The 16,619-nt window shown below is 62.4% G+C and carries 27 protein-coding genes; 9 read left to right on the top strand and 18 right to left on the bottom strand.

What is annotated here, in order from left to right:
* Nucleotides 1-86: 86 nt before the first annotated feature.
* The 12 genes from IB235_RS16480 to IB235_RS16430 all read right to left on the bottom strand — a co-directional run bounded on the left by IB235_RS16480 (nucleotide 87) and on the right by IB235_RS16430 (nucleotide 6,178).
* Nucleotides 87-878, bottom strand: a complete 792-nt coding sequence (locus IB235_RS16480; RefSeq protein ID WP_192337605.1) for a glycosyltransferase family 2 protein — start codon at nucleotides 876-878, stop codon at nucleotides 87-89.
* Nucleotides 875-1,501, bottom strand: a complete 627-nt coding sequence (locus IB235_RS16475) for a hypothetical protein (RefSeq protein ID WP_192337604.1) — start codon at nucleotides 1,499-1,501, stop codon at nucleotides 875-877. The genes IB235_RS16480 and IB235_RS16475 overlap by 4 nt, the downstream gene beginning before the upstream one ends.
* Before the next feature lie 81 nt (nucleotides 1,502-1,582).
* Complete coding sequence (locus IB235_RS16470) at nucleotides 1,583-2,566, bottom strand: tyrosine-type recombinase/integrase (RefSeq protein WP_192337603.1); 984 nt, start codon at nucleotides 2,564-2,566, stop codon at nucleotides 1,583-1,585.
* A complete protein-coding gene (locus IB235_RS16465) occupies nucleotides 2,563-2,748 on the bottom strand; it encodes a hypothetical protein (RefSeq protein WP_192337602.1) in 186 nt (61 codons plus the stop codon). The genes IB235_RS16470 and IB235_RS16465 overlap by 4 nt, the downstream gene beginning before the upstream one ends.
* Nucleotides 2,749-2,799: 51 nt before the next feature.
* On the bottom strand, nucleotides 2,800-3,459 hold the full coding sequence (locus IB235_RS16460; protein WP_192337646.1) for a hypothetical protein: 660 nt from the start codon (nucleotides 3,457-3,459) through the stop codon (nucleotides 2,800-2,802).
* A 5-nt stretch (nucleotides 3,460-3,464) separates the two neighbouring features.
* Complete coding sequence (locus IB235_RS16455) at nucleotides 3,465-3,812, bottom strand: MerR family transcriptional regulator (protein ID WP_192337601.1); 348 nt, start codon at nucleotides 3,810-3,812, stop codon at nucleotides 3,465-3,467.
* Complete coding sequence (locus tag IB235_RS16450) at nucleotides 3,809-4,198, bottom strand: hypothetical protein (protein WP_192337600.1); 390 nt, start codon at nucleotides 4,196-4,198, stop codon at nucleotides 3,809-3,811. The genes IB235_RS16455 and IB235_RS16450 overlap by 4 nt, the downstream gene beginning before the upstream one ends.
* Nucleotides 4,195-4,329, bottom strand: a complete 135-nt coding sequence (locus IB235_RS25585) for a hypothetical protein (protein WP_255524358.1) — start codon at nucleotides 4,327-4,329, stop codon at nucleotides 4,195-4,197. The genes IB235_RS16450 and IB235_RS25585 overlap by 4 nt, the downstream gene beginning before the upstream one ends.
* Entirely contained in the window at nucleotides 4,329-4,541 is a 213-nt protein-coding gene (locus tag IB235_RS16445; protein ID WP_192337599.1) for a hypothetical protein, read from the bottom strand. Before IB235_RS16445 ends, IB235_RS25585 begins: the two co-directional genes overlap by 1 nt.
* A gap of 231 nt (nucleotides 4,542-4,772) precedes the next feature.
* Nucleotides 4,773-4,994, bottom strand: coding sequence for a hypothetical protein (locus IB235_RS16440; RefSeq protein ID WP_192337598.1), 222 nt, complete (start codon nucleotides 4,992-4,994; stop codon nucleotides 4,773-4,775).
* Between the two features lie 10 nt (nucleotides 4,995-5,004).
* A complete protein-coding gene (locus IB235_RS16435; RefSeq protein WP_225612395.1) occupies nucleotides 5,005-5,529 on the bottom strand; it encodes a YbjQ family protein in 525 nt (174 codons plus the stop codon).
* 13 nt (nucleotides 5,530-5,542) lie between these two features.
* Complete coding sequence (locus IB235_RS16430; RefSeq protein ID WP_192337597.1) at nucleotides 5,543-6,178, bottom strand: XRE family transcriptional regulator; 636 nt, start codon at nucleotides 6,176-6,178, stop codon at nucleotides 5,543-5,545.
* A gap of 76 nt (nucleotides 6,179-6,254) precedes the next feature.
* On the opposite strand from IB235_RS16430, the gene IB235_RS16425 reads away from it, so the two are divergent.
* From IB235_RS16425 to IB235_RS16400, 6 genes are all read left to right on the top strand, one after another.
* Nucleotides 6,255-6,485, top strand: a complete 231-nt coding sequence (locus tag IB235_RS16425; protein WP_192337596.1) for a helix-turn-helix transcriptional regulator — start codon at nucleotides 6,255-6,257, stop codon at nucleotides 6,483-6,485.
* Between the two features lie 115 nt (nucleotides 6,486-6,600).
* A complete protein-coding gene (locus IB235_RS16420; protein ID WP_192337595.1) occupies nucleotides 6,601-7,059 on the top strand; it encodes a hypothetical protein in 459 nt (152 codons plus the stop codon).
* Nucleotides 7,060-7,251: 192 nt separating this feature from the next.
* Complete coding sequence (locus IB235_RS16415) at nucleotides 7,252-7,746, top strand: RusA family crossover junction endodeoxyribonuclease (protein ID WP_192337594.1); 495 nt, start codon at nucleotides 7,252-7,254, stop codon at nucleotides 7,744-7,746.
* Nucleotides 7,743-8,648, top strand: a complete 906-nt coding sequence (locus tag IB235_RS16410) for a helix-turn-helix domain-containing protein (RefSeq protein WP_192337593.1) — start codon at nucleotides 7,743-7,745, stop codon at nucleotides 8,646-8,648. Before IB235_RS16415 ends, IB235_RS16410 begins: the two co-directional genes overlap by 4 nt.
* 60 nt (nucleotides 8,649-8,708) lie before the next feature.
* Nucleotides 8,709-9,449 carry a hypothetical protein gene (locus tag IB235_RS16405; RefSeq protein ID WP_192337592.1) on the top strand — a complete coding sequence of 247 codons (741 nt, stop codon included), beginning with the start codon at nucleotides 8,709-8,711 and terminating at the stop codon, nucleotides 9,447-9,449.
* 75 nt (nucleotides 9,450-9,524) lie between these two features.
* Complete coding sequence (locus tag IB235_RS16400) at nucleotides 9,525-10,256, top strand: hypothetical protein (RefSeq protein WP_192337591.1); 732 nt, start codon at nucleotides 9,525-9,527, stop codon at nucleotides 10,254-10,256.
* Between the two features lie 111 nt (nucleotides 10,257-10,367).
* Here the strand turns inward: IB235_RS16400 and IB235_RS16395 are convergent, their stop codons facing one another.
* The 5 genes from IB235_RS16395 to IB235_RS16375 all read right to left on the bottom strand — a co-directional run bounded on the left by IB235_RS16395 (nucleotide 10,368) and on the right by IB235_RS16375 (nucleotide 12,394).
* A complete protein-coding gene (locus tag IB235_RS16395) occupies nucleotides 10,368-10,709 on the bottom strand; it encodes a Rap1a/Tai family immunity protein (protein ID WP_192337590.1) in 342 nt (113 codons plus the stop codon).
* Between the two features lie 364 nt (nucleotides 10,710-11,073).
* Nucleotides 11,074-11,412 (bottom strand): helix-turn-helix transcriptional regulator, encoded by a 339-nt coding sequence (locus IB235_RS16390; RefSeq protein ID WP_192337589.1) that lies wholly within the window; start codon nucleotides 11,410-11,412, stop codon nucleotides 11,074-11,076.
* A gap of 12 nt (nucleotides 11,413-11,424) precedes the next feature.
* Complete coding sequence (locus IB235_RS16385; protein WP_192337588.1) at nucleotides 11,425-11,676, bottom strand: type II toxin-antitoxin system RelE/ParE family toxin; 252 nt, start codon at nucleotides 11,674-11,676, stop codon at nucleotides 11,425-11,427.
* Between the two features lie 185 nt (nucleotides 11,677-11,861).
* Nucleotides 11,862-12,071: a hypothetical protein gene (locus IB235_RS16380; RefSeq protein ID WP_192337587.1), complete on the bottom strand. Its 210-nt coding sequence runs from the start codon at nucleotides 12,069-12,071 to the stop codon at nucleotides 11,862-11,864.
* A 71-nt stretch (nucleotides 12,072-12,142) separates the two neighbouring features.
* The gene (locus IB235_RS16375; protein WP_192337586.1) at nucleotides 12,143-12,394 is read right to left on the bottom strand and encodes a hypothetical protein; all 252 of its coding nucleotides are present in this window, start codon (nucleotides 12,392-12,394) and stop codon (nucleotides 12,143-12,145) included.
* Between the two features lie 307 nt (nucleotides 12,395-12,701).
* Between IB235_RS16375 and IB235_RS16370 the strand changes: the two genes are divergently transcribed.
* On the top strand, nucleotides 12,702-13,019 hold the full coding sequence (locus IB235_RS16370; RefSeq protein ID WP_225612394.1) for a hypothetical protein: 318 nt from the start codon (nucleotides 12,702-12,704) through the stop codon (nucleotides 13,017-13,019).
* Between the two features lie 18 nt (nucleotides 13,020-13,037).
* On the opposite strand, the gene IB235_RS25185 is transcribed toward IB235_RS16370, so the two are convergent.
* On the bottom strand, nucleotides 13,038-13,625 hold the full coding sequence (locus tag IB235_RS25185; RefSeq protein WP_225612393.1) for a hypothetical protein: 588 nt from the start codon (nucleotides 13,623-13,625) through the stop codon (nucleotides 13,038-13,040).
* On the opposite strand from IB235_RS25185, the gene IB235_RS16360 reads away from it, so the two are divergent.
* Together IB235_RS16360 and IB235_RS16355 are read left to right on the top strand one after the other, a co-directional pair.
* Entirely contained in the window at nucleotides 13,617-14,534 is a 918-nt protein-coding gene (locus tag IB235_RS16360) for a hypothetical protein (RefSeq protein ID WP_370576912.1), read from the top strand. The genes IB235_RS25185 and IB235_RS16360 overlap by 9 nt on opposite strands.
* Nucleotides 14,527-16,380: a phage/plasmid primase, P4 family gene (locus tag IB235_RS16355; protein WP_192337584.1), complete on the top strand. Its 1,854-nt coding sequence runs from the start codon at nucleotides 14,527-14,529 to the stop codon at nucleotides 16,378-16,380. The genes IB235_RS16360 and IB235_RS16355 overlap by 8 nt, the downstream gene beginning before the upstream one ends.
* Nucleotides 16,381-16,619: the final 239 nt, after the last annotated feature.

Below are 16,619 nucleotides of genomic sequence, written 5' to 3'. Positions count from 1 at the left end.
GTCTTCTTGCGCAAGGGCCGACCTACAGCGCTTGTCCCGCCGCTCTCGCAGTGGAGGCTGACGCTTGGAGTCGCGCGCGGGTATCGTCACTGATGGTGGGACACTGGATCGGGCAAAGCACCCGAGGGCAGGGTAAAGGCGGCCTCGCTTTCAACCTCGGTCGGTGCTGCCTTGGGCTTGCCGCTGCGGCGGATCAGCCATGCGACGCCCAGCAGGTCGATTGCGCCGACCAGGGCGCGTTGCAGGTTCGAATAGTTCGATCTGCCGGCTTGCCGCGCCCGGTGGGTCACGGGGCAGACCAGAACCTCCCAACCCTCGCGGCGGATGAGGGCGGGGGTGAAGCGGTGGATATGGTCGAAGAAAGGCATGGCCAGCCACGCCTCGCGTCGAAACAGCTTCAAGCCGCAACCGGAATCGGTCACGCCGTCATGCAGCACGGCATTGCGCAGCGCATTCGCCACACGCGAGGCAAGCTGCCGACTGGCCACGTCCTTGCGCTTCAGCCGTTGTCCCTGAACCAGACCGACGCGCGCAGCCGAGGCCGAGGCCAGCCGAGCGATCAGGGCCCTGATCTGGTCGGGCGGGTTCTGCCCGTCCCCGTCCAGCGTCGCCACCCAGTCGTGGCGCGCCGCCTGCACGCCGCTGCGGATAGCAGCCGACTGACCGCTGCACAGCGCATGGCGGATCAGGCGCAGGCGAGGCTCGGTTTCGATCAGTTCGCTCACCCGCGCAGCCGTGTTGTCCTCGGAGCCGTCATCGACGACGATGATCTGAAGCTTAAGGTCGGACAGCGCGGCGAAGGTCTCGGCGATCAGCGCCGCGATTGCGCCTTCTTCGTTGTGGCAAGGAATGACGACGGAAAGGGAACGAAGGGTCATCTGCACGCCTCGGTTTCTTGTTGTTTGCTTGGGTCGGGGGAAAGCCACAGCCCATAGGTCTGGTCGCGGAAGGTCATGACCTCGGACGGAGGCATGGCCTGCGGGGCCTTCGCAATCGGCATGGCCAGGATGCGCGCGGGGCACCGGGCCAGCCAGTCAAGCCCATCTTGCGGGCGGTCGAACAGTTGGACCGGCTGGCGCAGACGCCCGGCATAGCCGAATTCCCCGGCATAGCTGCGGCTGACCAGACCGATCCCGGCCGCCTCATGCGGGGCAAGGCGACGGGCCAGCGGGCCGGCATCATAGATTTCGGACATCCTGCCCAGAAACAGGACCGACAAAGACAGGGCGATCAGCGCGCTTGCGCATGCGGCGTTGGGACCGCCGCGCCAGACAAGCAGCAGCGCCAGAAGCACAAGGCCGCTGCTCAGAAGCATGGGGGCAAGCGGTTCGGCGGCGGCGTGCCATTCTTGCGGTCCAAAGCCCAGCATGATCGCTCCGAAGACCAGCAGCAGCGATGCGGGCAGGATGGCGGCCAGCCGCATTGACAGGCGCGCATCCGCAAGTGCCGGGGCAAAGGCGACGGCAACCGCAGGCAGCATCGGCAGCAGGTAATGCGTCATTTTGCCATATCGGCTAACATGCTGTATATTATTACTAATTATCCATAAAATTTTTGGGGAACAACTTAGGGAACAATGTTCCTATTCGTCGCGGGCCTTCTGGGCCTCTTTCGCCCGCGCTTTCTGCGCTGCAGCTCTGGCGTACAACATCACCATCCCACTAGTCTTGTGACCGGTGATTGCCATCACATGCTCGGCGGACATTCCCGGCAATCCGGCAATCTCGCTTGCCGCGGAGTGCCTCAGGGCGTGAATGTCCCAAGCTTGAGCCCCGATCTGTTTGCGGATCTTCATGAGCCACTTGTGAGCCTGCATATAGGTAACGGGGTTGCCGTTGCTCTGCGCGACAATAGTCAGACCACGCTTAGGTGTGGTGCGTAGTACTGCTGCTAGTTGAGCTGTGAGTGGTACATAGAGCGCTGCACCTGTCTTGCTTTGCTTTACGCTGATCCCCGCCCCATCCCAATCGGCCCACGTCATTTTTAGGACGTCACCGATGCGCTGCCCTGTCCCCAATAGCAGGTCAAAGATCAGCCGAGTATCCTCTGGCGCTGCATGACGAAATGCCGCGATCATCTCAACCGGCCAGGGGACGCGCGGTGGGCGTTTGCCTTTCAGGGCCGAAACGCCTTTGGCGACATTTTGATCAAGCCACCCAATCCTGACGCCATAGGCCAATAGCGTGGCTAAAGCGCCAACCTTTCGCGTTGCATCTGTTGGTGTGTCTTTGAGGGCATCCCGCATTTCATAGACATGGACCGTGCGAAGCGTTGCAGGGTCTACACTCGGCATTTTTTCCTCGAAGAAGCGGAAATGCCGGGTGTAGTTCCGGCGGGTGTTCGGAGAAAGTTCCTCCCAACGGTTACTGCCCATGTAAATTTGGATAAGGCCCTTGATAGTCCGCTTGGGCGCAGGGGGGCGGCCACGTAATAGTAAAGCATACTCGGCGGCAAATTCCGGCGTTCCCGGCTCTGCATGGACGCGGATGTTGTTGCCGTGCTTGCAGAAGTAGACATGGCGGCTGCGGCCACGGCGATAGCAATAGGCGGGCAGGTCTCGCTTCAACGCTTACCCCACTGAATCAGATCAACAGGTTGGACCGCGCTTGCCTCTTTGACCATGACCTGCGGTGGCATCACGTCGATCAATCCGGTCTTGGCGTCTACTTTGATAGAGAAACCCAGTGCCGCCCATTCCGCGACCGCCCTGCGGATCTCTATAGCGCTCATCGCAGGCTTATCTCTCATCGCCTTCCCTTTCATATCCGTTTGTTAGTGTGAAGCTGTGGGAGGGGGCCATCACGCGGCGCTCCTGATTTCGTCCATGGCATAGCCGCCCCACTGGTCGGCGCAGGCTTCCGCGATGCCCTCGAATGTCCTGCTGCGGATCTTCCAGCGGTCGGGGCCGGGCGAGGCGCGATGGATAGCGGACCATGCCCTGTGCCGCTCGGGCTCGATCGTGGCTTTCGGCGGGGTCAGCCGCTCGGTTGCCGTCAGTTCCGGCAGGCCGCGCAGGTAAAATCCGGTTGCCTTGAATGCCTGTTCACCGAACCACCACGGCTGGACGATCTGCGGCTTCGGCAGGTCGGTCGGCATCCGTTCGCGCGCGTGCTTGTGCATGATCGGGTTTTCGACAGCCACGCGCGGCACCGGGGCTTGCCAGCAGGTCGCGAACAGCGCGACCCCTTCGTCAAGCTCGGCCCACATGTCGTCCAGGCTGCGGCCCGGCGGCGGGGTGTGCAGCCAGCGCACGCCGCTGTTGCAAAGCCGGGTGCAGGGCGGATGCATCACCGCGAGCAAGTCCCAGCCGTCGCCAAGCAGATCGCGCACGTCGCCGCGAATGTGGCGGTTGCTGCCATCCTCGGCCGCCAGCAGGTCGCAGGACCAGACGTCATGCCCACGGGCGGCGAAGGCGCGGCGCATGACGCCCGAGGTCTCGCAGCCGATCAGGATCTTCATCGCGCTCACGCCACACCTTCTTTCATCGCGCGCAGCTCGGCGCGGATAACGGCGACAGCCGCCGGTTCGGCCTCCTTCACGCGGGGGATGCTGATCATGCGGCGGTGGCGGGGCTCAGTCTCGCGCCGGGCGTCAGGGCCGGTTTCCTCCCAAGGGGCGCGGTCCAGCGTCGGTTTGCCGCCAACGCGCGGGGTCTTGGCCGCTGATGGGCGGACATGGGCGCGGAAAGTGAGGCCGAGCTTTTCCTGCCAGTATTTGATCGTGCTGTGATTGATGCCCAGCTTGCGCGCGGATTCGGACATGGTCATGCCTTGGGCCGCGCAGTTCGCGACCTGATCTCGGACGGACGTCATGCTGCACTCCGCGCGGCTTTGGCTGCGGCAGGATCGCGGCGCAAATAGTCCAGATCGGGGTGTATCGGATCCACCAAGGCCAGCAGGAATGCACGCATCATGGCTATGATCGCACCATCACGACCGTCCACAGTTTCATAGGCCGCCGCCGCGAAGGTAGCAGCGCCAAGAAGGTCGCTGACCCCGTGCCGCTCCTTCGCGGTGAGTAGACGGCTTGTGCTCATAAGGTCATCGTAGGCGGTCAGAAGCTCCGCAGCGGTCATGCTGCTTGAGGCCCGCCCTTCCTTGGCCTTCGCGTAGACCTGCGCGGCTGGCATCGGCTCGGCGCAGCGGCAGGGGCTGCCATTGCCGCAGTTCAGGCAGCGGGTTTCGTCGGGGGTGATCATGCGTCACCGCCTTCCGGTAGGGCCAACACTTCGATCGCGACATACGCAACCGACCCGATCAGGACGACGATTGCGCCGATGATGCAGGCCAGCACGAGCGCGTTGCCGACGGCATTCAGAACGCGGCCCATCACAGAGCACCCCCGATGGCCCGGAACAGCATGGACGCGATGTGGCCGCCCCAGTTCACCGCGGCGATAACGATGGCGACGGCGATGATGATCCTGCGCAGGGACGGGATTGGGTCGGGGGCGATGTAGCCAAAGCCGGGGGCCGCGTCGGCCGGGCAGGCGTCATAGACCGGGATCGGGGCGGGCGTCGCAGTAAAACGGGGTTGATGCAATGTGCTTACTCCATCGGGCGTCCGGTGGATCAGCGAAGGCCTCTTCGCACCGGCGATGGGTTAACTTTACATATTGTAAATTTACGATCAAGTCAAAATTTCACATTATGTAAATATTGCTCCCGGTGCTATTTGCAGCTTGCCGTGATTGCCCCGCAGGCCGCAAAAAGCCCCGCCGGGGCGAGGCTAATCATCGGTTTTGGGGAGTAATCTAGTGTCCCTCAATCCGCCTCAATCCCACTCCTTCAGCGGTCGCGCGAGCATATCAGCCCACTCTTCCAGCAGCCGCGCCGCACCGAAGTCTCCGTGCTTTTCCCGTTCGTCGGCGGCCATCAGGACGAAGTCCGGCAGGTCATCACTCGTGATTGAGCCAGGCATCTCGGTCTGAAGGCGCAGTATCCCGAGGATGACACGTGCGGCAGCGGCGATCTGCTCGGGCTCCTCCGCGGTCATGCGCGATCCGTCATTGATCCCAGCCGGCAGTTGCGAGCCTGACTGCGGTGCCAGTCGCGACGACCATCAGCATGGTCGACCCGGTTGAAATCTCATTGTAGCTTAGGTTCACGCCAACCACCGCGTCAGCCCCAACATTGCGGGCCTCTCGACGAAGCTCGGTAAGGGCTGTCGTGCGAGCCTCTTTGAGGCCCTTTTGAATCGTGGCGCTGCGCCCGCCAAACAGGTCGCGCGCGCCTGCCATCAGGTCTTTGAAGACATGCATCCCGATAACGCACTCAGCGGTGATGATGTCTATCCTCTCAGCGATCTTCAAATTGGAGGAGTGTTCGGTTGTCAGGATGATGCGGTTCAGGCTGTCTTGATCTTCCTGCTGAGCCTGCGCCGATCGGCTATTTTTCGCGAAGATCTCGGCATCGCGTTCATCCTCCGAGGCGCTTGCTGCTGCCCGCTTTATGCAAGATCGGCACACCCCGGATTCCATTTGCGCAGACGGCACATAAGATCCGCATTCGGCGCACGCCATTACCGACATATCAGTTCCTCACCTAAACCCGCTCCACCAGCTCCGCCGGCAGGGCCAACTTAACCCGCGCGGCCCATTTGATCCGCACGTTATGCCGCGTCTCGGAGGCCGGGTTCAGCGAGATCAGATGAAACAGACCAGGCTCATCGCCGCGTTTCACCTGCTTGACCCAGACCATACCGTTAGCATCCTCGACAATGCACGGTCGGCCGACATCCTCATCGGGGACGCCTTCATGCGTGCAGCGGGTGTAAAACAGGACGTCGCCGGGCTGATACATCGGGGACATGCTGTCGCCCTCGACCTCAACCGCGACGATGCCTTTGGGTGGCCCGTGGCGCAGCAGCGGTTCCGGCGCGGCGACATGGAACAGGCCGTCACCCTTCGCATAAGCGTCGACCAGGGGAACCTGGGCGCCCGCGCCGACGCGGCCGGCAACGGCGATCGGGCACGGAGCGTCGACGATCAGGCTTGATGGCCGAATGCCGAAAACCTCAGCAGCAGCCTCAATGTAATCAGCATTCATTCGGCGTTTGCCGTTTTCGAGGCCGTTGTAGAGCCCGGTCGAAATGTCGAGCCGCTCGGCCATCTGTTCTTGGGTCAGGCCATGGGCGTCGCGGAGTTCTTTGAGGCGAAATTTCATGCCTTCGAACTGCATCAGTTTCCCTCTCCAATCCATAAACTCAAAGTAAAAATTCACTTGATGTAAAATTTACATAGTGTAAATTACTGGCATGAACATCACCGAACACATCGTCAACAATGGGCTGTCGCGGTCTCAAATCTGCGCGAAAGCAAAAATATCGCGCACCATGCTCAGCCTGATCGAGAGCGGGAAGCGCCAGATCGGCCCCGATCGCGCTCAGGATTTCGCGGATGCCCTTGGTGTTCCGGTCGAGTCCGTCCGTCCCGATCTCGCAAAGCTTTTCTCCTACCCCAACCCATTGGACCCGTCGCAGTCCTGACCCCAACTTTTCGCAGCTTCCCCAGCTGCTCCCACCACCCCAGAAGGCCCAGCCGTTTTTTTATGATTCAGATGTTTCACGAGACCGGGCGGCCATCAAGAAAACGAGGTTTCAGTTGTCTGAATTCAAACTGATTTTGGCGGCGCACATGCGGTCAATGGTTGCCCGCTTTGGTTGCCTCGACGCCGCCGCCGAGACCATCAACGCCCGGTTTGGCGCAAGCGTGAGCAAGGGCACCATCAGCCGCAAGCTGAGCGGGTCGCTCGACTGGAGCGTACTGGACGTTGCGGCAATGGAGGCGGCGCTTGGCGCCTATCCGGTCACGCGGCTGATGGACCAGGTCCGCGTGCAGGCCGCCATCTCGGGCACGATCCCCAACACCAGCTCCATCGCGCAAGCGGCGTCTATCTCGCGCGAAAGCGGGGAGGCGGTCGCAAGCATCCTCGCGGCCGAGCAGTCCAACTGCGCCGGCGACATTGTCCAGGCGATCAAGGAAATCGACGACGCTTTGGCCGCCATGACGGCATCGCGCGCGGCCCTCGTCTCTATCCTCGAACGGGCATCGAGGGCCTGACATGAGCGGCAGCCCCAATACCCAAACCGCAGCCGTGCGGCTCGACGGCGATATGGTTGAGATCCGCTTTCCTGTCTCGGAGTTGCACGGCGCGCGCGTCCCGCTGGGTGAGTGCCCTTGCCGCGCGCCCAAGTCGATCGCAACGCAGAGCTGGCGGCAGAGGCTGGCAACGGCCCTAGGGAGGCTGCAGGTATGACCGTCTATCGCTTCACCATCCCCGGCAAGCCCTACGCCAAGCGCCGCCCGCGTGCTGGCTACAGCCCGAAGCTCGGCCGCTCGATCACCTTCAACGCGCCCGGCAACGCCGAGGCTGAGGTGTCCGTCGCGCATTACGCGGGGCAGGCGATCCCGGCGCCGATCGAGGGGCCCGTCCGGGTCCAGATTGTCGCCGTGTTCGAGATCCCTAAGAGCTGGAGCAAGAAGCGCCAGCGCGAGGCGCTCGGCACACTGCACACGTCAAAGCCGGATTTCGACAATCTTTGCAAAAACTTGTGCGACGGAATGAACCGCATCGCGTGGCGAGACGACAGTCAGGTTGCGGACGTTCGCACGGTGAAAATCTGGGGCGAACGGAACGAAACGCTGGTCGAGGTCGGGCCGTGCCCGCGCGCTTTCAGCGGCTGGCAGCAGAATGACTATCGCGATCTGCGCGACCGCATCGTCGGGGATGAGGCCACCGACGAATGAGCCACGAAGTAATCACCCTAGTTTCCAGTCGCATCGTCGGCAGCGCGGCAGCAAAGGCCGTGCTTCTGAACATGGCCGACAAGGCCAGCGCAGGCGGCGAAGGTGTGTTCTGTTCAAAGGCCACGATTGCGGCTGAAACGGAGCTGAGCCTGCCCACGGTCAAGCGCGAAGTGAAGGCGCTTCTTGAGCGCGGGCTTATCCGTGAGACAGGCGAAACCCGCGCCTGCGCGAACGGCCACACCATCGTTTACGACATGAACCTTGAAGCGGTTTTGGCACTGCCGAAGTGGAAGGATGGCCGCCGCATCGGGGCAGTTCAACGCGATACCGGTATCACAGTGAACCCGGTTCAGGGTGAACCCGGTTCACCACGAACCCCCACCGGTATCAGGGTGAACCCCCACCCGGTTCAGGGTGAACCCCTAACCGTCCTTGAACCATCCTTAAACCAACCCCCTACCCCTTTGCGGGGAGTGGGGGCTGGTGGGGTGGATATTCATTTCGATGAATTCTGGTCTGCCTTCCCCAGCCAGATCGAACCCGATGCAGCCCGCAAAGCTTTTGCCAAGGTTCTGGCCTCGGGTGAGATCGATGGCCCGGCGTTGGTGGCAGCGGCCAAGGCCTATGCCGGGAGCCGGGAGGTCGGGCGTGGCTATCCGATGAAAGCCGCGAACTGGCTGGCCCGTGGCGGCTGGCGGGTCGCTGTAGCCGGGCAGGGGGCCGAGGCTGCTGCGCCTGCGGTTGCCGCCGATCGGGATGCCGTCGCCCGCCATTGGGCCGAGGCGGTCAAGGCAGGGCACAGCTACTGCGCCTCGGCCATCAACGCGACGACTGCGCGGCGCATGATCGCGCTGGGGCTGGTCACTGCAGCCGAGCTTCGCAAGGTCGGGGTGGCGGTATGACCTGCAGTCGCCAATCCCAATCCCTCATCAAAACCGAAACACGACAAGGAGCCTGACGGCATGAGTTTTCAATTTCCCCTGACCGCTGAGATGCTGGACTTGCAAGCCAAGTCCATGAGGGACGAGGCCGATGCACGGCAGCGCCTCAGCGCCGCGCTGACCGAGATGCAGGCCCTGACGGGTGAGGCTTGGGTTGCTGTTCAGGCCTCGCAGTTCATGCCGGGCGAAGCGCCCGCCGAGGATCTGGGGTCGGCAGCTGACTGGGACCTTATGGAAATCAAGATAGCGCCGCCCCGCGAGTTCATCAAAGGCGAAGCTGTCCGCGTCGAGGTTCCCGCCGACCCACCCGCCGCGACCGTGACGGAGTCCGACGCAGACCCGCGCTCAGTGGTGCCAGCCGCCCCAGCCGCCACCCCCTCTGCCGCCGAAAAGCCGAAAGGACAGCCAGCGACCCGCACAGCGAGCCGGAGCGATATCGACCAACTCGACCGCCCCAAGGCTTGGGCCGGGCTGAACAAGGCCGAGCAACGCCTTGTCACCCATCTGGAATCGCTGCCCGCAGATTTCACCCCGGCGCAGGATCGCCTGATCGCGACGCATCTGGCGCGGGGCATGGCAATCGACGCCCTCGCCGCAGATACCGGCTGGACCGAGGAGCAGATCATCGCCCGGTGGCAAAGCTTCCTCTTGCCCGAGATCAAGACGCCGAAAGGGGTGCTGACCATCGACGGCCAGAAATGGCTGCTGGCCGCGCTGAAGTACCGCACCGACGCCGCAAAGGCGGAGGCCGCTGATGCTTGATTTCAGCGATCCCATCAGGGGCGGGGCTGCCAAGCCGAGCCCCGAAAGCAAGCGTAGGCGCCAAGAGCGCCGGGAATGGGCCAAGGTTGCGAAGCAATCCGAGAGGCACGTCAGCAAGCAGAAGCTCAAGCAGATGATGAGGGGCCAGTGATCCATCAGCCAGTTCTGCGCCGCATGTCGATCAAAGCTGCGCTGTTCTGGGCTTTCTCGGTCGAGAAGGCCCAGTTGGACTTCGATCAATACGGCACCCACCAATTCGATCGCGAAGGCATTGATCCGCTTTGGCGCGGGATGCGGATGCAAGAGTTGGGTGGAGTGCTGATCCACGGCAGCGGCAGCTACGATCCCCATGCGGACGCGCAAATCATCGTGGGCGCTTTGGAGTATTTGACCTTTCAGGGCGTGATCACGCGCAAATTGGCGACGAGGGTCGCCGAGTTGGCGCGCGGCGACCGATCCGAGGATTGGGGAAAGTGGGACCGCCCGGCATGCATCCCCAGCGGCTGGGAGGTCAGCGACAAGGGCAGCGTCTATCGCTGGAAGACCCGCAAGCGCGAAAGGCGCGAGGTCAAAGGGAAGTTCTGCCCGGTCATCTATACCGGCTTTGAGAGTACCATCAGCGACAAGCGGCAGAAGTACCACGATTGGTGCGAGGCGCTTTTGCACCTCGCATATGAGTTGGGCTGGCGGCGGCTGCACACGATTGAGATCACCGCCGGCATGCCAGCGGTGGAGCCGTGGAAGGTCGCGGAAGGGCGGGGGCATGAGCCTCGCCCGGAAAACCGCCCATTATGTCACGGAGGGTAAACAGATGCCGGCCGCCACATAGCCGTCTTCATGGATCGCGCGATTGAGTGCTTCCGGCCTTCGATCCCCGCAGAAGAGAGCGGGCTATGCGATCTTCGTTATTGGGGCAGGTCAGTTGGCGCAGGGGAAGGACTGGTGGAGAGCGTTCAGTGCCAGAGAAGAGGCCGCGTGGTGCCGATCCTCGGGATGTTGCAGCAACCAGGTGCAGACGATATCTTCCATCTGCCCCATACTTACCCCTTTGGGAGGGCAAATACCTGTCTCAAAGCCTTCCAGTTCCTCCAAGGCGCTGTAGGCATCCCACACCCCCATCACATAGATCGTGGCCGCAGGGGAAGTATGATCTTGGCACTGTTCATGGAGCTCATTGCCGCTCTTGAAAGTGTCACCAGCCAAAACACTGCTCGTGCCAAGCGCCAAGGTAGCACCAGCGACCACTCCGATAATCCGCATCATAATTCCCTGCAAAAACCATCCGGTGGTATAACCACGATCTCCCCGCCAGTATCCGTTCTGGAAGGTCGCAAATCTAGCCGAGTCCAAGGTCCAGAAAGCCAGTTTATACGTCCATGATAATGCTTCCTTATGGCGAGTGATGGCCCGGATGTGAGACGTTCAGGTAAGCCGATCTAGGCCGCCGTGTTGCGGCTCGAAACGGGTAGGTGCATAAAGTCATTGACTGCCCCCCGCCTTTGTTGACATCTTGCCGTCACCACAATTGCGCCCGGACGGCAGGCAGCCTGTCCGGGCGTATTGGTTTTTCGTCATGATCTCTCGATACGGCGCCGCCCGAGCAATCGGCGCGGGGTTTTCTTTATCAGGCGATCATGTCGAGATCGACGGACAAGGCTTCGGCAATCCGTTTCAGGGTCGCAATCGAACCGGTGCGCTTACCTTGCTCGATGGTCACCAGCTGCACCCGGTTGACGCCGGATGCTTCGGCCAGGGCCATCTGGGTCAGGCCGCGAAACTCGCGCAGCACCTTGATCGGGTTCTCGCCGTCCACGATGCGGTTGACCACATCTGCGGGGTAGCTTTCTTCGCCCGCATCCAGTGCCGCCTTGGCGCGGTCATAGGCCTGCAGGTCGGCAAGGTCTTCCGCCGCTTCGCGCAGGCGGTCATATTCTTCGCGGGTGATCGTGATCATCTCGTTCATGTTCGCCTCCTATCAGTCATAAATCCCGCCGCGCGGGCCAATTTCCAGAACGGCCAGCACATTGCCTTGGTCGTCCATGATAACACGCCAGTCACCCACCCGAAGCCGGATGCCCTCACGGCCTTTCAGCACCTTCACGTTGTTCGCCTGCGATGCCGGATCGGCTGCGTATTCGGCGATCTTCTCACGGACGCGGTCAGCCATATTGCGCGGCATCCGCGTCAGGGCTTTCAGGGCTGCTTTGGTGTAGGTGATCTGTTTCATGGCCATATGTAGCGCATAGCTACATATGTAGTCAAGAGCTACATTGCCGGATTATGCACTGATCCGGCGGTCTTTCCATTACCATCCGCTCGATCCTCCCCGAGCGGGGAAGGCTGACCCCGGCCACCTCCGTGCCGTGCGGGCCGCCTTCCGAAATTCACCAGCAAGCCGCGCGGAACCCGCCTTCAGCGGATCCACTGGACTTGGGTAACGTCTCGCTTTCTGGCTTCACCTAGGAGCCAGTTCACCACCTCGGTCATGTCATTGACCTGCCGTTGCAGTTGTTCGTTCTGCTTCTGCAGGACGCTGAGGTGATAGGAGACACGTACGCCTTCTGGATCGCGATGGGCGGGTTTAGGCAGCTGCAACCTCAGAAGATTTTCAGGGACGCTCATTCGTTTCACCTTTCCATCTGGATGAGCCGAGTGTGCCTCAAAAAGGTTGCCGGCGCATATTCGCCCGAAATTCATGAGGCCCGTGGGATTAGCTCGCCCCAGCGAGGGTTCCACTTGGCCCCGTGGTGGAGATAGGCCCCACGCCGGCAGTGATGCCATCGAAGGGGGCTGACATAACGTTGCTCTCGATCCGCTGCGGGCTTCGTTCCGCCGGAAGCTTCAAAGCTATAACGGACGGTGATTGTGCCGTTCGAAAACACCTCAAGACACGCCATATCGTCGGGAATGTCGTCAAGGTCGCGGATCTGTTCGAACTTCAACATGTGATCCTCCTCGCGCTGAACGAGCAGCATGGCACGCGCCGCGAGGGCTACCAAAGCAATACTGCATCGCGACTCACCTTAACTGCGAGCTCGATCATGGCAAAGCTGCCCGCCGGGCAGGCCATTCCGAAGTCACCCCCCGTCGATACGCCTATGAGATCATGGAGCTTGAGCACGTGAAGCCAGCGATCACTGCAGCCTCAGCCTCGGTCGAAGCCGCGTCCCCAAAACCATGCGGCAACTTTCGCCCGATCGGGCAGTTGGCGGCCACATTGCTGGCAGCGGCGAATGCCTCCCGGTGTGAGCCATGAGCGGCACGCTTCGCCTCACGGCGCATGATCGGGTGATGATTTCGGCGCTGTCGGTGCTGTCGCGCCCGGCGTTGACCGATCGCACTGACCTCGAGGTCGTGGTTGGCATCTTACGCGACGTGGTGCGGCGGGTCTCGCGCAATCAGCCGCGTCTCGCGCCGCTGATCATCGCGGCCGAGCAGTTCGTGGCCTTTCGCACCGTGGCACCCGGCTATTATGGCGGGCTGCATGACTGTGCTTGGCGCGTAATGAATGCATGGGACTGGCAGCGGCTGGCCGATGGCTGGGATCATGTCCGGAGTGGTGGGGCATGAGGGTTGGCCCGCTACCGATCAGGGATTCTCCAGTTTGGTTATTAGATCCTCAAGTGCCATCAGTTCGCGCGCGATGTCCTTGTCGGTCGGGTCGCCTTCGTCGCTTGCGCTTTGCAGATAGCGCATGAACGCCCTTTCTCTTTCCGCAGCCACGCACATGTCCGCGACGACACGTTCGCGCGTGCCCGGAAACATGTTTTCAAGCGTGTCCACCAGCGTGAGCACGGCAATCTCCAGAGCGCTGGTCGCGCGTCTGTTGCGACGGTTCAGGCTATTTAATGTGTCGATGTCGTCAGCCATTTTCGCGTCGTCGTCGTCGTCGCTTAGCTTCTGCTCCATCTCGTCGCGTCCTTTTTGTTGGCATGGGGTAGGTGCATCGTGAACCATGATCACCGTTTGACCGAGGCAAAAGCTCTGCCGATGACAGATGTCATTGCGCGGCTTGAACTGACCGGTCTGGTACGCGCCGGGGGTGAGTTGGTCGGGCCCTGCCCGCAATGCGGCGGGGGCGACCGCTTCGGCATCAACCTGCGGACGGGACAGTTCCTGTGCCGCAAGCAATGCGGACCAAACGCCAAGGGTGATCAGATCGCCTTGGTGCAGCATGTCTTGACCATGGACTTCCGCGCGGCGCTGAATTGGCTTTGCGGCCCGGCTGAGGGCTTGTCGGATGCCGATCGCGCCGAGCGCCGGCGCAAGGCCGCAGCCAACCAGCGCCAGCAGGACGAGATTGCCCGCCGCCATCGCGAGGCCTCGATCAGCTCGGCGCGTGACATCTGGTTTGCGGCCGGGCCGGCAGAGAACACGCTGGTGCGCGATTATCTGGCACGCCGGGGCATAGGCCGGGACCGATATCCTGTTCTGTCGCAATGCGTCCGCTTTGATCCTGCTGCGCGCTACACCATCCCCGCAGATCGTCCCGGCCAGTGGGATGTAATCCATGTTGGCCCGGCCATGATCTGCGCCGTGGTCGATGCCTCGGGCCGGGTGACGGCGGTGCATCGCACATGGCTGGATCTGGATCAGCCCAAGGGCAAACTGGTTCTGCCTGACCCGCGCAAGCCCGGTGAGACCCTGCCCTCCAAAAAGGTGTTGGGGTCCAAGAAGGGTGGTGCGATCCGCTTCCTGAGGCCACGGGGCGCGCTCGCGATGGTCGTGGCCGAGGGGGTGGAAACGACGCTTTCGGCGCTGGTCGCGGAACCCGGCCCGCAGGCCGCTGCCTATTGGTGCGGGGTCGATCTGGGCAATATGGCGGGTCGTATGCAGCGCGGCCCCGGCCTGAAATTTGCCGGCCTGCCCGACATGGGGGATGCGGATGCGTGGCTGCCGCCCGCTTGGGTGCGGCGGCTGATCTTTGTCCAGGACGGCGACAGCGATCCCGATCTGACAACTGCGAAGCTCAAGGCCGGTTTGCGCCGTGCCATGCTGAAACGGCCCGGCCTCACCGGCGCCATCGTCCATGCCGGGAAGGGCAGGGACCTCAATGACATCTTGATGGGAAAACATGATGACTGACCGCAGCGATGATGACCCGCTGGCGCAACTGCGGGCTGTGATGGGGAATGCCGAGGATATCGATCTGCCCGAGGGATTGGCGGATGGTTTCGATGATGCCGATCAGGACGACGATTCAGGCCGCTTCGATCCGCCCGCCGATTTCGGATCCCCCGCACCCCCTGATCCCGACGCGCCCGATATCCCGCAAGCTCCCCGTGATTGCGCCGAGCTTCCGCTGAATGATCACGGCAATGGCCAGCGTTTCGTGCGCCATTTCGGCGATGACGTGATCTGGGTGCCGCGTGTCGGCTGGTTCGTCTGGACCGGGCAGCGCTGGGAACAGGATGCCGACGAGATCGCCGTGCGCCGCCGCGCGCAACGGCTGGGCGGCTTGATCGAGCAGGAAATCCCGCATCTCGTGCTGGAGGAATGGCAGATGCGCAAGTTGGGCGAGGGCCGGGATCTGCGCCGCCGCGCCGGCGAGCTCGATGAGATCATTGCCCGCGGCGGCGATGAGGCCGATGCCGCCCGCACTGAGCGGTCGGCCCTGAACCCGCGGCTGGCCGATATCGACAATCTCGGCAAGGTGCTGACCAGTAAGCGCAAGGATCATCGCGGATTCGCCCGCACCTCGGGCAATACCGCCCGGATACAGGCGGCTATGACTGAGGGGGCTGTTGATCTGGCCCGCTATCTGGCCGTGCTGGATGCCGAGGGGTTGGACGTGAACTGCGCCTCAGGTGTGCTGCGCTTCAGCGTCGATCCGACCGGTGACATGGGTTTCGGACCTGAATCCAAGGTAACACTGCTGGCGCATGCGCGCGAGTTGCTGATGACCAAGATGATGCCGGTGGATTATGACCCGGATGCCCGCGCGCCAGCGTTTGAGAAATTCCTGACCCGGATCCAGCCGCAAACGGAAATGCGGGCCTTCCTGCAGCGTTGGATTGGCCTGTCGATGACGGCCCTGACCGGAGAGCAGAAGCTGTGCTTCTTCTACGGCGGCGGCGGCAACGGCAAATCCGTGCTGGTCGATCTGATCGCCCGGATCATGGGCGATTATGCCAGCACGGCGAAGATCGAGTCCCTGACCGGCCGCAATCGTCGCGGGGGCGGTGAGGCCACGCCCGACCTGATCCCGCTGGTCGGGGCACGGATGGTGCGCGCCTCGGAACCGGAGGAGGGCGAAAAGCTGCAGGAGGGCCTGATCAAGGAACTGACCGGCGGCGAGCCGATTCTGGTTCGGGCGTTGAACAAGGACTTCTTCGAATTCCATCCGCTGTTCAAGCTGACCATCAGCGGCAACCACAAGCCCGATATCCGTGGTTTGGACGATGGTATCTGGCGGCGGGTGCTGCTGGTGCCCTTCGACGTCCAGATCCCGAAGGCGGAGCGTGATCCCGCCCTGGGCGAGAAGCTGTGGGCCGAGCGGTCGGGCATCCTGAACTGGATGATCGCGGGACTGCTGTCCTATCTCGAAGGCGGCTTGCGCGAACCTGCGGCCGTGCTGGACGCTACCAAGGAATATCGCGAACAGTCTGACCCGATCGGGCTGTTTCTGGATAGCGCCTGCGTCGTCACCGGAGACTCGGCCGACTCTGTGCCGACCAAGGACCTGGTGCTGGCCTTCAACTATTGGATGGACCAGCGCGGGGAAGGTCAGTGGAAGGAACGCACCATCAGTCTGCGGCTCAAGGAAAAATCCCGGACATGGCGCAGCGCGGTCAGCGGCAAGGGCTTTGCCGATCGCAAGAGTCAGGGCGTCATGCGCTATGACGGCATCCGCTTCAGCGACCTGTTCAGGCGCGAACTGCCGACCGACATCGAGGGCCGGGTGACGTGGCGCGGCGGGCGCAACGGCTGATCGCGGGTTTCGGTATCGCCGGATCTCCGCACCTCTTCTTTGGGCGCGGCGATCAGGGAGGATGATCCTCCCTGCGGGGAGGATGGGGAGGATAAGGGGCGCGGGGGCGGATGCGGCAGAAACAAGGGGTTAGGGGACGTTTGGGGAGGATAGGGAGGATAGGGAGGATAAGTGCGACCTCCCGCATATGCGCGCGCGTAACTTGGGGCTTTGCCTCATCCTCTCTCATGTGCGGTGGT

Origin of the sequence: Paracoccus sp. PAR01 (genome assembly GCF_014851995.1) — a bacterium.
Classification (GTDB): domain Bacteria; phylum Pseudomonadota; class Alphaproteobacteria; order Rhodobacterales; family Rhodobacteraceae; genus Paracoccus; species Paracoccus litorisediminis.
The sequence above is the reverse complement of the archived record's forward strand: the minus strand, read 5'-3'. Positions and strand labels throughout refer to the sequence as shown.